General features: G+C 42.5%; 12 protein-coding genes. 5 read left to right on the top strand and 7 right to left on the bottom strand.

All coding sequences use genetic code 11. The annotated features are described in order from the left end of the window. Window positions 1-226: 226 nt before the first annotated feature. From argS to ACFFGT_RS17940, 4 genes are all read right to left on the bottom strand, one after another. Window positions 227-2,155 carry an arginine--tRNA ligase gene (gene argS, locus ACFFGT_RS17955; RefSeq protein ID WP_377023913.1) on the bottom strand — a complete coding sequence of 643 codons (1,929 nt, stop codon included), beginning with the start codon at window positions 2,153-2,155 and terminating at the stop codon, window positions 227-229. A gap of 74 nt (window positions 2,156-2,229) precedes the next feature. Next, entirely contained in the window at window positions 2,230-2,721 is a 492-nt protein-coding gene (locus ACFFGT_RS17950) for a cupin domain-containing protein (protein WP_377023912.1), read from the bottom strand. A 181-nt stretch (window positions 2,722-2,902) separates the two neighbouring features. Further along, window positions 2,903-3,517 (bottom strand): HmuY family protein, encoded by a 615-nt coding sequence (locus tag ACFFGT_RS17945; protein WP_377023911.1) that lies wholly within the window; start codon window positions 3,515-3,517, stop codon window positions 2,903-2,905. 29 nt (window positions 3,518-3,546) lie between these two features. Next, the gene (locus ACFFGT_RS17940) at window positions 3,547-5,634 is read right to left on the bottom strand and encodes a TonB-dependent receptor plug domain-containing protein (protein WP_377023910.1); all 2,088 of its coding nucleotides are present in this window, start codon (window positions 5,632-5,634) and stop codon (window positions 3,547-3,549) included. Window positions 5,635-5,962: 328 nt separating this feature from the next. On the opposite strand from ACFFGT_RS17940, the gene ACFFGT_RS17935 reads away from it, so the two are divergent. Beyond that, window positions 5,963-6,700 carry a helix-turn-helix domain-containing protein gene (locus ACFFGT_RS17935; RefSeq protein ID WP_377023909.1) on the top strand — a complete coding sequence of 246 codons (738 nt, stop codon included), beginning with the start codon at window positions 5,963-5,965 and terminating at the stop codon, window positions 6,698-6,700. 128 nt (window positions 6,701-6,828) lie between these two features. Here the strand turns inward: ACFFGT_RS17935 and ACFFGT_RS17930 are convergent, their stop codons facing one another. Together ACFFGT_RS17930 and ACFFGT_RS17925 are read right to left on the bottom strand one after the other, a co-directional pair. Further along, the gene (locus ACFFGT_RS17930) at window positions 6,829-7,521 is read right to left on the bottom strand and encodes an ankyrin repeat domain-containing protein (protein WP_377023908.1); all 693 of its coding nucleotides are present in this window, start codon (window positions 7,519-7,521) and stop codon (window positions 6,829-6,831) included. A 13-nt stretch (window positions 7,522-7,534) separates the two neighbouring features. After that, window positions 7,535-7,963, bottom strand: coding sequence for a DUF1801 domain-containing protein (locus ACFFGT_RS17925; protein WP_377023907.1), 429 nt, complete (start codon window positions 7,961-7,963; stop codon window positions 7,535-7,537). 140 nt (window positions 7,964-8,103) lie between these two features. Between ACFFGT_RS17925 and ACFFGT_RS17920 the strand changes: the two genes are divergently transcribed. From ACFFGT_RS17920 to ACFFGT_RS17905, 4 genes are all read left to right on the top strand, one after another. Then, window positions 8,104-8,514, top strand: coding sequence for a nuclear transport factor 2 family protein (locus ACFFGT_RS17920; protein ID WP_377023906.1), 411 nt, complete (start codon window positions 8,104-8,106; stop codon window positions 8,512-8,514). 371 nt (window positions 8,515-8,885) lie between these two features. Continuing rightward, window positions 8,886-9,551, top strand: coding sequence for a response regulator (locus tag ACFFGT_RS17915; RefSeq protein WP_377023905.1), 666 nt, complete (start codon window positions 8,886-8,888; stop codon window positions 9,549-9,551). Between the two features lie 216 nt (window positions 9,552-9,767). Next, on the top strand, window positions 9,768-10,274 hold the full coding sequence (locus ACFFGT_RS17910) for a hypothetical protein (protein WP_377023904.1): 507 nt from the start codon (window positions 9,768-9,770) through the stop codon (window positions 10,272-10,274). 193 nt (window positions 10,275-10,467) lie between these two features. Then, entirely contained in the window at window positions 10,468-11,964 is a 1,497-nt protein-coding gene (locus ACFFGT_RS17905; protein WP_377023903.1) for a flavin monoamine oxidase family protein, read from the top strand. 74 nt (window positions 11,965-12,038) lie between these two features. Here the strand turns inward: ACFFGT_RS17905 and ACFFGT_RS17900 are convergent, their stop codons facing one another. Next, window positions 12,039-12,737, bottom strand: coding sequence for a head GIN domain-containing protein (locus ACFFGT_RS17900; protein WP_377023902.1), 699 nt, complete (start codon window positions 12,735-12,737; stop codon window positions 12,039-12,041). Window positions 12,738-12,787 lie beyond the last annotated feature (50 nt).

Raw genomic sequence — 12,787 nt, 5'->3', positions numbered from 1 at the left:
TTTGCCACCTCAATGTCTCCAGATAACCTATGCAAGTTTCCTGATCGGGGTACTTCTTAATTAATTCTAAGATATTCATTTCCATAAATATACTTATTTTATCTGTCTTTTCATAGGCTATTACCCTAAAGGGGGAGTTATAAAATATAAAAGCCCCAGGTAAATAACTTTACCTGGGGCTTTTATATTAACCATCATTGTTCCCCCTTCAGGGGGTTAGGGGGCTTTACATCCTCTCCGGCACTTCTATACCTAAAAGTTTCATCCCCTTATTGATCACTTTAGCCGATGAGGCAGACAATTGCAACCTGAATTGCTTTGAATCTTCATCCTCGGCCTTTAATATTGGTTTTTCGTGGTAGAACTTATTGTAAGTTTTGGCAAGCTCATACACATAGTTTGCTATAATAGCCGGACTGTAGCCTTTGGCTGCTTCTTTAACGGCATCCGGGTATTTATCAAGCAACACGATCAAATCACGCTCAACATCAGCTAATTCGGTTAAAACCGGTTTAATTCCCGGCTGATAATCACCCAAGCTTAATACCGATTTGATCCGGGCGTGTGTATATTGAATATAAGGGCCCGTATGACCATGTATTTCAATAGATTCGTTCGGATCAAATAACAAACGCTTTTTTGGATCAACTTTAAGTAGAAAATATTTTAACGCACCCATACCAACAGTATGATACAGCTGCATCTTTTCAGCCTCGCTAAATTCATCTACTTTTCCGTTTTTGTCAATTTCTGTTTTAGCTGTAGTTTTCATCTCTGCCATCAGGTCATCGGCATCAACTACAGTTCCCTCACGCGATTTCATTTTACCTGAAGGCAGATCGACCATACCGTACGACAGGTGAAATAAACCCTCAGAACCGGTTTTACCCAATTTTTGCAGTATCAGGAACAGTACTTTAAAGTGATAATCCTGCTCATTACCTACCACGTAGATGGATTTATCCATGTGATAGTCATTGTACTTCAACTGGGCAGTACCCATATCTTGGGTAATATAAACCGAAGTACCATCACCCCGAAGAACCAGTTTTTCATCAAGTCCGTCAGAGGTAAGGTCTATCCAAACCGAGTTATCTGCTTTTTTAAAGAAGACACCTTTTGCAAGGCCTTCTTCAATAATATCTTTACCTAACAGGTAGGTATTCGACTCGTAGTAGTATTTATCAAAATTAACGCCTAATTGTTTGTAGGTTTCGGCAAAACCTGCGTAAACCCAGCCATTCATGGTTCTCCACAGGTTCATTACCTCTTCATCGCCTGCTTCCCATTTTTGCAGCATCTGCTGAGTTTCGAGCATGATAGGGGTAGCGTTTTTGGCTATTTCTTTGATCTTATCTTCTTCGGCACCAATTTTCTCATCAAGCTCACCGATAACCTTTTGATTTGCTTCCTCTACTTGAGCGCGTTTTTCCTTTACCTTAGCAATAGTAGCTAATGCTTCTTCAATTTTTACCTTCTGGTTTTCTTTAAAGGCCGAAAGATTGTGTTTTTCATAAACCTCATGCAATACGGGCTTAAGTTGCTCCCTTAGCTCCTTATCAAAAAGCACATAGTATTTACCTACCAAATGGTCGCCTTTTAAGCCTGACGATTCAGGGGTTTCACCATTACCAAACATTTGCCAGGCCAGCATGGATTTACAGATATGGATTCCGCGGTCATTAACCAGATTGGTTTTGATCACTTCGTAACCATCAGCAGCCAAAATTTCGGCAACCGAATAACCTAACAGGTTGTTACGGATGTGGCCAAGGTGCAGCGGTTTATTGGTATTGGGAGATGAATACTCAACCATTACCTTTTGCCCGTTTGGTTTTGCTATCGCGAAATCATCGGCAGTAATGGTGTTATATAGCTGGCTTATCCAGTATTCATCGCTAATGGAAAGATTAAGGAACCCTTTGATCACGTTAAAGGAAGCAACTTCCTTCAATTCGTTTTTAAGGTACTCCCCTATTTCAGTACCTGTTTGTTCGGGCCCTTTACGCGAAAATTTGGTAAAAGGGAAGGTTACTATGGTTACTTGTCCTTCAAACTCCTTACGGGTTTCCTGTATGCTAACGGCAGCCGGTTCAATGTCAGTTTGGTATAATTGTTTAACTGCTTTTACGGCTGCTTCAATAATAAAATCCATTCGGCAAAATTAAATAAAATGCTCGTACTGGCTATATAAAATTGAGGAGTTTTACCGTTGCATGAGAGCAGCATCTATTCCCGGCACATTCGTGTTAACAAAGCCTCGTGCTGAAGGTATTGCAACGCTAATTCTTGCCGCTTAGCCATTTCAAATTCACTGAAATCAAAACCCGGTGCAACGGCACAACTTACCAATGCAAACCCCTCGGCGGCTTTTAATTCGGCGGCAAACCATAAGCCTGCCTGTACGATAACAGAAAAGCTACCCGTATTTTCGTCGGATAATTCATGGCTTATCAAAGTACCATCTTTTTGGATTACGTGAATAATCAACGGCTGCCCTTTGTGAAAATACCAGATCTCATCGGATGCAATACGATGGAAACCGGAGAAATCGACATCCTCCAATAAATAATAAATAGAGGTACAGGCCTGTTTAACTTCCGCAGAGTCAATTCGGTTAACCTCTTCCGTCGAACGGAAAACCTCCCGGTAATAACCACCTTCGGGATGAGGCAATAAATTTAAGGATTGGATATAATGAGCAGCATTTTGAGTTTCCATGAAACAAAGATATATACAAGCAGCCCATTTACTCACCCCGACTACGCTTCGCTGGTCACCCCTCTCTTCGGCTGCGCCGGAAAGAGGGGTTAAAGCACTCAAAACACTTATGCTTTTAAAAACAAAAAAGCCTCCCTTTCAGGAGGCCTCCGACATAATTAACCAACCAAAGAAAACCTGTCTATTTGAAGCTTGTTGTTCCGTCGCCCTGGTAAGCGAAGCGGAAAGTATAGTAACGTGATGCCGGTCTTGTAGCAAGATCTGCAAACGCGGCAGTTGTAGTGTTTGGATTGCCTTTGTAATAGCTGATCATTTCAACTTTAGCGTATTTGCCATCAGCTGTTTTAATCACGAATATTTTACCCGGTACAGTAAGTATGGCATGCTGCGGCTCGGTAGTTGCGGTGTAAGTGTACCAGCCCGAAATGGCGGGAGCGCCCGTAGCGTCAGTTTTATAATCGGCAGTTGGGGCCGTTGTTAAACTTTCAAACGTGCTGCTCACTACCTGGGCCTGGGCTGTCCCGGTACCTGATGTGCCACCATTTATAAATATGCTGGTCGATTTAAATTTAATATCCCATTTTGTTGCCGAAGCGGTATCAGCTCCGGTAACCTGCGCGCCACTTGCAAAGCTGAAGTAAACCGTGGCTTTAGTAGCCCCGTCAAGGTCAGAAATGGTTTTGGTGGTAAGCTTGCTTACCGCAGGAGTTGGATCGTTGTTGTTCTTGCTGCATGATGATGTCAGTAATATAACAGCTGTGCCGAATGCCAATGATAAAGTTTTGAATTTGTTCATGTGTGTTTTATTGTATGATAGTTTTTAAATTATTGCTTGCTAAAATTGTAGGCCAGCCCGGCATAAATAAGCCTGCCGGGCAGGTTCAGGATCACCTGCGGGTCTTTATGGTTAAACAGGTTTTGCGCAGTTAACTGCAGCCTGAGGGCATCTTTCATAAACAGTTTTGAAACAGATGCGTTGATGAGCATATAGCCGTTGGTATACTCATCGTCCCGGTTCACAATGCCGTTGCCATCGCTATCCTTATAACCGTACCGGCCGCGATAAATAGCCCTCACCGAAGTATTGATGCCTGTTTTTTCGTCGTTGTAATTTAGCCTGATGTTGTAGGTATATTTCGACCGGCCAAGCAAGCCGCCATAATCACTTCGCTTTAAAACTTTGGTTAAGTTGGTTTCAGGATCTTTTGTAAAAACTTTACCGGCCTTGATTTGGTCAAGCACATCCTGGTCATAAGCCTCGAGGTATTGGAAACCGCCTCCCACTTGCAGGGACTTAAAAAGCTGGTACGTAACATCAGTTTCAACACCCTGTGTATATACTTTATTGAGGTTGAAGTAGGAAAAAACCGATTGCCCGTTTGTTTTCAGCGCGATGGCCGCTGTCTCGATCAGGTTACTAATGTTGTTGCGGAACAGGTTGGCTGTCCAGTAAAGTTTAGTCACCGGTTTATACCTGAACCCGAAATTGAAAGCAGTTGAACTCTCGGCGTTCAACCTCTTCAACGTAGATGGATCTATCAAAACAGTTTCAATCTGCCCCTCCTGTTGTAAACGGGCTATACCAGCCTGTGCTTCTTCGTAACCAAACACGCTGTAGCCCACTTCGGCATTGGTAAAGTTGAGGTAAAGCTGCCTGAAATCGGGTGCTTTGTAGCCTTTACCTGCCGATGCCAGCACCGTAAGCTTATCACTAAGTGCATAGCTTGCTGCCAGTTTGGGGCTGAATTGCGATTTGTAAACGCTGTGTGCGTCAAATCGGCCGCCGGCAATAACGTCAAGTTTTTTTACGGGGATCCAGTCGGCCTGGAAATAGCCATAACCGGATGTGAACGATTGCTGTTGGGTGTAACGGGTAGCCTCAATCGTTTCATATTGGCCGCCAACACCTGCCGTCAATTTCAGGTTATCCTGAAACGCGTAATCGTTTTGGACTTCAGCGCGGTTAAAGGTTTGGGTAAAGTAAGTTTGATCGTAAACATCATTATTATCCTCGTACCTGATATCAGAGTTGGTTTTATAAACCGAGCGGTAAAGTTGTAATACTGAAACATCTTTTTGGCTAAACCTGTGTGTAAGTACAGGCGCGATATTAAAATCTTTTTCGGTGCCCTTGCCAGATGCAAAACGGTTATCATCAACCGAAAAGCGGCTGTCCTGATCATTAGTAAAATACCTTACCGATAATTTCAGGCTTGTATTATCATCAAAACGGTAAGCGGTTTTACCGTTAAGAGTGTATCCATGAAATGGCGAAACCGTTGGGATGCCCGATGCAGGCTGAAGGCTGTACCCACCGCTGCTGTTGCGGTTGGCAAAGAAGCTGATGTAAAACTTATTTGTTTTGTATGATGAGTTGAGGGAGATATCGGCATTTTGGTTAGTGCCGTATCGCCCGGCCACACCGCCAGCAAAGCCTTTGGCAGGCTCGGCAGTAATGATGTTCACTACGCCGGCCATTGCCTCCGAACCGTAAAGGGAAGATGTAGGGCCTTTAACTATTTCAATTCTGTCGATATTATTAGTAGTGATCCTTGATAACTCCAGGATGCCGGTACTGCGGCCGATCAGCGGCAAACCATCTATCAGGATCAAAGTATACGCCGGATCAAAACCCTGGATCTGGATGCCCTGGCCGTGCGGATCGTCCAAAATGTTAATCCCTGTTTGTTCCGATAAAACCTCGTTCAGGCGTACCAATCCTCGTTTTTTTATTTCTTCGGATGTGATGCGGGTAATGGGGATAGGTACCTGCTGTAAGCTTTTTGCGGTGCGGGTGCCTGTTATTACTACTTCTTTTAATTGCTTAGTACTATCCTTCCCTGTTGTGTCGCGTTGTGCAAAAGCAAAGTTTGAAACCGACAAGACAAGTACCAAAGGAAGAATAATTTTCATTTATTTAGACTAATTAAAAATAATGATGCAAATTTGTGGCATAGCCAACCTATTTGGTTAACGACAAACGGATTGAAAACAACGCTAAACGGATTTTATGCACACTGCCCTTACCCCTCCTTCACAAACCAACCATATTCAATTATGCTACCCGGAAGGTTTTACCGCCGCATCGTGCCTCGAGGAACGCAATCACGAAATAAGATTTACCAACGGTAGTGTTAAAATAAATGAATGCTGGTTTGATAGGATCTGTGTTGTATACGGGATTCTTAGTTCTGCTCAGTTGTTCTCAATTAGTTTTGATTACCCTAAACCAAGCAGAATTATGATTTTCGCATTGGATGGTAAGGTGGAGGCAGATCTTGGTAAAACGGTGATAAGGATAAATAAAGGCAATAGTTCTTCCGCTTGCAGGATGGATCTAAATGCCAATATATCACTCCATACTGACAGTATAATGCTGGCAATATGTATTGATGAATTATTTATAGAAAAGTTATCTGGCCAGGGAACCTTGCCTGCCGATATAAAAAAACATCCCCATCATTTGATAAAAAAAGACCTGACCGCAAAGGCACAATCCATCAGTAAAAACATTTTAGATAATAGCCAAACGCCTTATATAAAACGCCTGCTACTTGAAGCCGGTATAGTGGAGTTATTGATTAAACAGCATCAGCCCGATGAAATAAACATGCTCCCTGCTTTTAGTAACGCAGACAAAGCTCGATTACTGGAAGCTAAAATTATAGTAGAGCAAAATTTAAAATATCCCTGCTCTTTGATTGAGTTATCGCGCAAAACCGGGCTCAATGATTTTAAATTAAAGAAAGGGTTTAAAGCGTTGTTTGGCAGCACCGTTTTTGGTTACCTGGCCGAACGTCGAATGAACCTTGCCTATAAACTGCTTAAAGAGGGCCGAAGCGTTAGCGACGTTGCCGAAACCGTAGGTTACAAAAATGCGCACCATTTTACTGCTGCTTTTAAAAAGCACTTTGATCTGTTGCCAAGTAAGGTTAGTAAATTGATGTTAATATTGATGGGATGCTGGGCATGGATGTAGTGAATTAATTTTTCAATTTTGGCTGTAGAGACGCATCACATACGTCTCCCGCATGCCGATTAAATTCTCCAATATTGTGCTTAGCGGCTTTTCCTAACGGAGACGCATGTGATGCGTCTCTACAAAAATCATTTAAATAACTTCAAAATCCCCGTCTGATTATTCTGTTCTGCCAGCTTCTTAGGCGATATACCATGCTTATTTTCTTTATTGAAATCGGCGCCAAATTTTAACAATAACCGGATCTGATCCAGTTTATACTTCCGTTTTACCGCATAGAAGAGTGTAGTGCTGCCCTCCTTATCCGCAAAGTTGACATCGGCCCCATTCTTTAAAAACCATTCGGCCACTTCAAAGCGTTTCCAGTTGTATGCAGCCATAAACGGGGTATCGCTGCTTGTATCATCTTCCACTTTCGCACCATAGCTTTTAAACAGGCTGGCAGCTTCAACATCATTGTACCAGGCTATGGCATACATACAATGTTCCGGGTCGGCACCATTAGCTAACAGGTATTTATATAACAGTTCGTTTCTTCCCCTCGTATAGGCATACCAAAGCGGCGTGGCCGGGAAAAAACCGCAATCCTCCTTTATCCGGTGAACAGCGTTAATATCCATACCTTCAGCCAGCAACAATTTGAGCATCGTCAAACTATCTTCTGCCTTTGCCGGGCGTTTTGCAATTTCAACTCCGCACAAATAATGCAGCGCGTTTTTACCGCTGTCTTCGGCCCAGGTAAGCCATGCCCTGTCCTTGTCAATCATCTCTTTAACAGCCTCAACATTAAGATCTTTTATATGCTGAATAAATTTGATCATGCTATATCGGTAATTATTTATCTAACAGAAGCAACCAGGTTTTCACAGCCTTTCGCAAAGCTTCCTCTTTTGCCACAACTTCTTCCATATTGTAAAAAAAGGCAAGCCGGCGGCCATCTGCATAATCGCCGGTAAGCAAACCGGAAGTATCATTGATTTTCGCTCCCGAAGGGAATACCAGCCTGATACAATCTTTTTGGTATACGTTTGAAACGATAATATATCTTTTGTACTCTTTAGGATCAAAAGGCTGCATCTCACCGATATATAAAAAGCTCGGCGCGTTCCATTTTACCTGCTCACCTATTTCGCTGTCAACGCTCAGGATGATCTTTCTTAAAGCCTCCAGTACATCCTTCAGCGGGTGGTCAAGCTTTTGCATATACATGTCTACACCTGCCGAATCGGCAAGGGCGACTGGTTTCATGTTTTTGGCTTTCATGACAAACAGGTAATAAATTGGTTATGAGGTGCTATCTAAATTAAAAAAAGAAAACATAATACCAAAGGAACGTTGAATAGTACCATTAAATAAGCCTGCATCATCTTAACTTTGAGGTATCAAATCAGATTATTACCATCATGGAACAGAAGCTGCCACTACCGCCATTTAATTTTGAAACAGCCACTCAAAAAGTGCAATTAGCCGAGGATGCCTGGAACAGCCAGGACCCGGAAAGAGTTTCATTAGCGTATACCATTGATACCGAATGGCGCAACCGCTCGGAATTTGTGAACGGACGCGAACAGGTAGTTAAATTTTTAAGCGGTAAATGGCAAAAAGAGCTCGATTATAAATTAAAAAAAGAGCTATGGGCCTTTACAGATAACCGTATTGCCGTGCGTTTTGAGTATGAATACCATAATGCCGAAGGCCAATGGTTCCGCGCTTATGGCAACGAGAATTGGGAGTTTGACGAAAACGGGCTGATGCAAAAACGCTATGCCAGCATCAACGACCTGCCCATCAAAGAAGAAGACAGGCGCCTGTAAAAACAAAGAACCCATTATAATTGCCGCCGGCTTTTATAATGGGTTAAACATCAATGTTAAAATAATTAAGTAAAAAGGTTTAGGGGCTTCTCTTAATTTAGGTTTATATGTTTTTGAATTAATTTTCCATATTCCGATGCCTTTTTCTGGGGCATTGAATACTTCAGCATTTTTATTTTTATCAGGGGTACAAATTTTAAAACCGGGGGCATTTCTTTAATATCTCAAATTTCGTTTAAGTGCTAAAAACTATAAAGGGTGTTTTCACCCTTTTTTAGCTTCAAAACAGGTAATAAAATGAAATAGAAGTATATTATTTTTCCTACTTTGCATTACAGTTAACACCAGTTAACAGATATAACCTATAATTAATGCAGACTTTAACATCAACCCCGCTTATTCAAATTGCCATTATTGATAATCATACATTATTCAGGCAGGGGATGATCAGTTTGCTTGATGATTTTAAAGAGATCAGCATAGTTTTCGACGCTGAAAACGGCGAGGATATGATCAGCAAACTCAAAAAATCCCCGCTGCCCGATATTATTCTGATGGACATCACCATGCCTGTGATGGATGGCTACCAGGCCACGACCTGGCTGCGCGAAAACCATCCAACGGTAAAAGTGCTGGCGCTAAGCATGTCTGACGAGGACAAACCGATCATCAATATGCTCAAAAGCGGGGCTGTTGGTTATATGCTTAAGGAATCGAAGATCAGAGATGTAGTATATGCGATGCAAACTATCCAAAAACATGGCTATTACCTCAATGAACTGGTAAGCGGCAAATTGCTGTACACCATGCAAAATAAAAATACCCCCGCCGATAAATCGAAGGAGCTTACCTCCAACGAACTTACGTTTCTGAGGTTAAGCTGCTCGGAGCTTACCTACAGGCAAATTGCCGACGAGATGAACCTGAGCCCACATACTATCGATAATTACCGCGAATCGTTATTTCAAAAGTTCGGGCTTAAATCCCGAACAGGTATGGTACTTTTCGCTATCAAAAATCAGATCATAAGCGTTTAATATCTATGACGCTTGTATCTTTATTAAGTAACTGACACTTACTACATTCCGTCACAAATGACAAATCGTTACGATATTTCGTCATTTCAAAGCAATATAAAAACACAACAAACTCATTATCAATAATGTAAAAGACAGGCATAAGTATTGGATAAATCCTGGTATTCGTAAGCAAATCACTTTACAAAATATCATTAACCTTAAAAAATCACTTTTATGCCCAATCATTTATCAACATTCGGAGTTATTCATACGGCAATAAGCCTTGTGGGAGTTGCAATTGGTTTTATCGCCTTATTTCAAGATGGGAAAATCAATCCCAAAACAACAAACGGCAGGCTTTATGGCATCTTTACCGTGCTGGCCTGTTTATCATCGTTCCTGGTGATGAAAACCGGCCATCTGAGCAGCGCCCATAATCTTTCGTTTCTTATTTTAATATTGCTGCCTATTGTTTACTACGCCCCTTCCCTGCGCATTTTTGGCGGTAAGGCCGATTATGTACAAACTATAGGTATGACTGCCACATTATTCTTTTCGTTAGTGCCTGCCATAGTTGAAACACTTACAAGGCTCCCTGTTGAACAGCCTGTAGCCGATGGCCCTGATTCGCCAGTAGTAAAAATGGGGCTCCTGATCATGCTGGTATTATTTATTGTGGGTATGATATACCAGGCAATTAAACTAAAGGGGCAACGCAAAGGGCTTACCCCTGCCATGTAAATCGCTATTTGCCGATACTTATTCATATATTAACTGTCCGGGCCGGCCTGTTTTTACGGGCGGCCCTTTTTGTTTTCACTACAATACTTCTACACCGGGATAAACAGATGCTCAATTTTTTTTAACTAATACAGCTACAGCCAAATAATACTAAATTTATTGAAAGCTATTCCTCATCAAATCCTCGTTAGCAATGAAAGGTATTAAAAGACGATCATTCATTAAACACACCTTACTGGCTGGTGCCGGTTCAGTTCTCGCCCCTCAATTTTTAAGCGCTCAACAAGTTGAAGATCCAAAGATTATAACACCTGACAGCAACAAACCAACATCAGGTAAAAAGGTGATCGTTGCCGGAGCCGGTATTACGGGCCTTTGCTGTGCATATGAATTAATGAAGGCCGGCCATGAGGTAACAGTGCTGGAGGCCGATGGCAGGTATGGCGGCCATGTTTTTACAGGCCGGGATGGTTTATCAGATGGTTTATATGCTGATTACGGTGCCGATCATATCACCAAACCTGGTTACGAAAAGTTTTTTGAATATGCAGACGAATTTAAGCTTACAGCCCTGCCCTATCCTCATGCTGAAGGATCGGCTGCTGCTCCTAACCGCAATGGGCTACGCATGATTGGCGGTAAGTTTTATACGGATGAAATGATGAAAGACCCGGCTGTGTTAAACAAAATGGGCTTTAATGAGCCTGAAGTTAAATTTCTCGCCGAAAACCCGTTTTATGCCCTAAGCTCTTTCTATCTTAAAAAATACGGCGGCAAATTTACAGATCCATACCAACCATTTGGGGTTGGATACGATGATTTTGATAAGATCCCAGTTAGCGAGCTTTATAAAAAAGAGGGTGCATCCGCAGCGGCAATGGCTCATTTGGGTGGCCAGCGAACCTCCGCACTATATCATCTCTGGAGGGCGTATGTTATGGAATCACGCGGCATTCCGCTATCCGAAGGCGATACTTACCATTTAAAAAACGGCAACGAACAATTACCCATTGCCTTTGCCAAACGACTGGGGAAAAGGATAAAGTTAAACCATCCCATAACAGGCATCAGCCATTCAGCTACCGGCGTTACGGTTAAATACAAACCATACGGCAAAGCCGAACAGGAAATGAATGCTGATTTTTTGGTAAACTGCATCACATTGCCCATATTCAAAACTATTCCCCTTTCCCCACCCCTTTCGCCCGAAAAGCAGTATGTAGTTAACCGTACTACCTATTCGTCGCACCCCTTTTATGTATTTGAGGCAAGTACCCGTTTTTGGCTCGATGATGGTTTTAAAAGTATCAATATGGACTTTGAACATCCATACATATCATCTATATGGGAAGAAACAAATGAGGTGGGCAGCGACAGGGTGATCCTGAAAGCCTATGGTCCCGGCGGCCTTAATCCTCAACAGGTACTCGACGCCTTCAGGCAAGTTTACCCGGGCAAGCATGACACCATTGAACAGGCTTTAACCAAAGACTGGACACGCGATGCATTTGCCCCGGCCTGTGAAATGGAACCATTCCCGATAGGCCAGATGCACCGTTTTTGGCCACAGATCATGAAACCAGAAGGCCGGATCTATTTTGCCGGCACTTATGCCGATAATTTAAGCAGGGGAATGGAATCATGTATCCGATCGGCACAGCGGGTAGCGGGCGAGATCGATAAGGCATAAAATGCGCTACGCCAACAACAAAAAAAGACCGCCCCAAATGGAGCAGTCTTTTTATATTTTAAATGAGCAGTGTTTTAGTCAACCTTGCTTACCCTGCCTGAACCGGCATAACGTGTTTCGCCTGTTGTAGCAGTACCTGAATACTCAACACTTCCTGAGCCTGAGATGCGGGCAGATACTGTTTTACTTGCTATCAGGCTAATATTTCCTGAGCCTGCAATCGCAGCTTCAACAGTTTCAGTCCTTAATGACTTACCGTTGATCTCTCCCGAACCTGAAATACTGCAATCGGCCATACCGGTACTGCCTTTGATATCAATTGAGCCTGATCCGCTGATCCTTAAGTCCAATGTACCTGATTTAACAGCAGTTTTAATATTCCCTGAACCGCTTAAGGCGATCTTGGCGTGTTCGCCGGTCATTATCCCATCAACAGTTGTATTTCCAGAACCGCTGTTGGCAAGGTATCCCAGGCTTTTGGCTGTGATATAGATGTTGGCACGCTGCATATTGCGGTGACTTTTCCAACGGTCTTTAAATTCAATTTTTAGTACACCGTTCTCTACTTCGGTTTTAATATCATCAACTACATTAGCGTCAACGTCAAGTTTCAGGCTTTCAGTTCCGTCAATTTTAATAAATACGTTAAACGGGCCGCCGCATGCAATACCGTTATAACCGGATACATTCCGGGTCACGGTCTGCGCAGAAGCATTAAAGGCAATCGCAACTGTTAGTAACGAAGCCATCAGTGAGAAGATTAGTTTTTTCATGATCGCGTGTTTAAGTATATGACGCTTTTTGAAAAAAAACGTTGCAGCTT

It is taken from the genome of Mucilaginibacter angelicae, from assembly GCF_042434235.1.
GTDB classification, from domain to species: domain Bacteria; phylum Bacteroidota; class Bacteroidia; order Sphingobacteriales; family Sphingobacteriaceae; genus Mucilaginibacter; species Mucilaginibacter angelicae.
The sequence above is the reverse complement of the archived record's forward strand: the minus strand, read 5'-3'. Positions and strand labels throughout refer to the sequence as shown.

What these genes read in the sequence shown, in the direction of transcription:
- argS (WP_377023913.1), bottom strand. Translation starts at nt 2,155, where the DNA reads ATGGATTTTATTATTGAAGCAGCCGTAAAAGCAGTTAAACAATTATAC.
- ACFFGT_RS17950 (WP_377023912.1), bottom strand. Translation starts at nt 2,721, where the DNA reads ATGGAAACTCAAAATGCTGCTCATTATATCCAATCCTTAAATTTATTG.
- ACFFGT_RS17945 (WP_377023911.1), bottom strand. Translation starts at nt 3,517, where the DNA reads ATGAACAAATTCAAAACTTTATCATTGGCATTCGGCACAGCTGTTATA.
- ACFFGT_RS17940 (WP_377023910.1), bottom strand. Translation starts at nt 5,634, where the DNA reads ATGAAAATTATTCTTCCTTTGGTACTTGTCTTGTCGGTTTCAAACTTT.
- ACFFGT_RS17935 (WP_377023909.1), top strand. Translation starts at nt 5,963, where the DNA reads ATGATTTTCGCATTGGATGGTAAGGTGGAGGCAGATCTTGGTAAAACG.
- ACFFGT_RS17930 (WP_377023908.1), bottom strand. Translation starts at nt 7,521, where the DNA reads ATGATCAAATTTATTCAGCATATAAAAGATCTTAATGTTGAGGCTGTT.
- ACFFGT_RS17925 (WP_377023907.1), bottom strand. Translation starts at nt 7,963, where the DNA reads ATGAAAGCCAAAAACATGAAACCAGTCGCCCTTGCCGATTCGGCAGGT.
- ACFFGT_RS17920 (WP_377023906.1), top strand. Translation starts at nt 8,104, where the DNA reads ATGGAACAGAAGCTGCCACTACCGCCATTTAATTTTGAAACAGCCACT.
- ACFFGT_RS17915 (WP_377023905.1), top strand. Translation starts at nt 8,886, where the DNA reads ATGCAGACTTTAACATCAACCCCGCTTATTCAAATTGCCATTATTGAT.
- ACFFGT_RS17910 (WP_377023904.1), top strand. Translation starts at nt 9,768, where the DNA reads ATGCCCAATCATTTATCAACATTCGGAGTTATTCATACGGCAATAAGC.
- ACFFGT_RS17905 (WP_377023903.1), top strand. Translation starts at nt 10,468, where the DNA reads ATGAAAGGTATTAAAAGACGATCATTCATTAAACACACCTTACTGGCT.
- ACFFGT_RS17900 (WP_377023902.1), bottom strand. Translation starts at nt 12,737, where the DNA reads ATGAAAAAACTAATCTTCTCACTGATGGCTTCGTTACTAACAGTTGCG.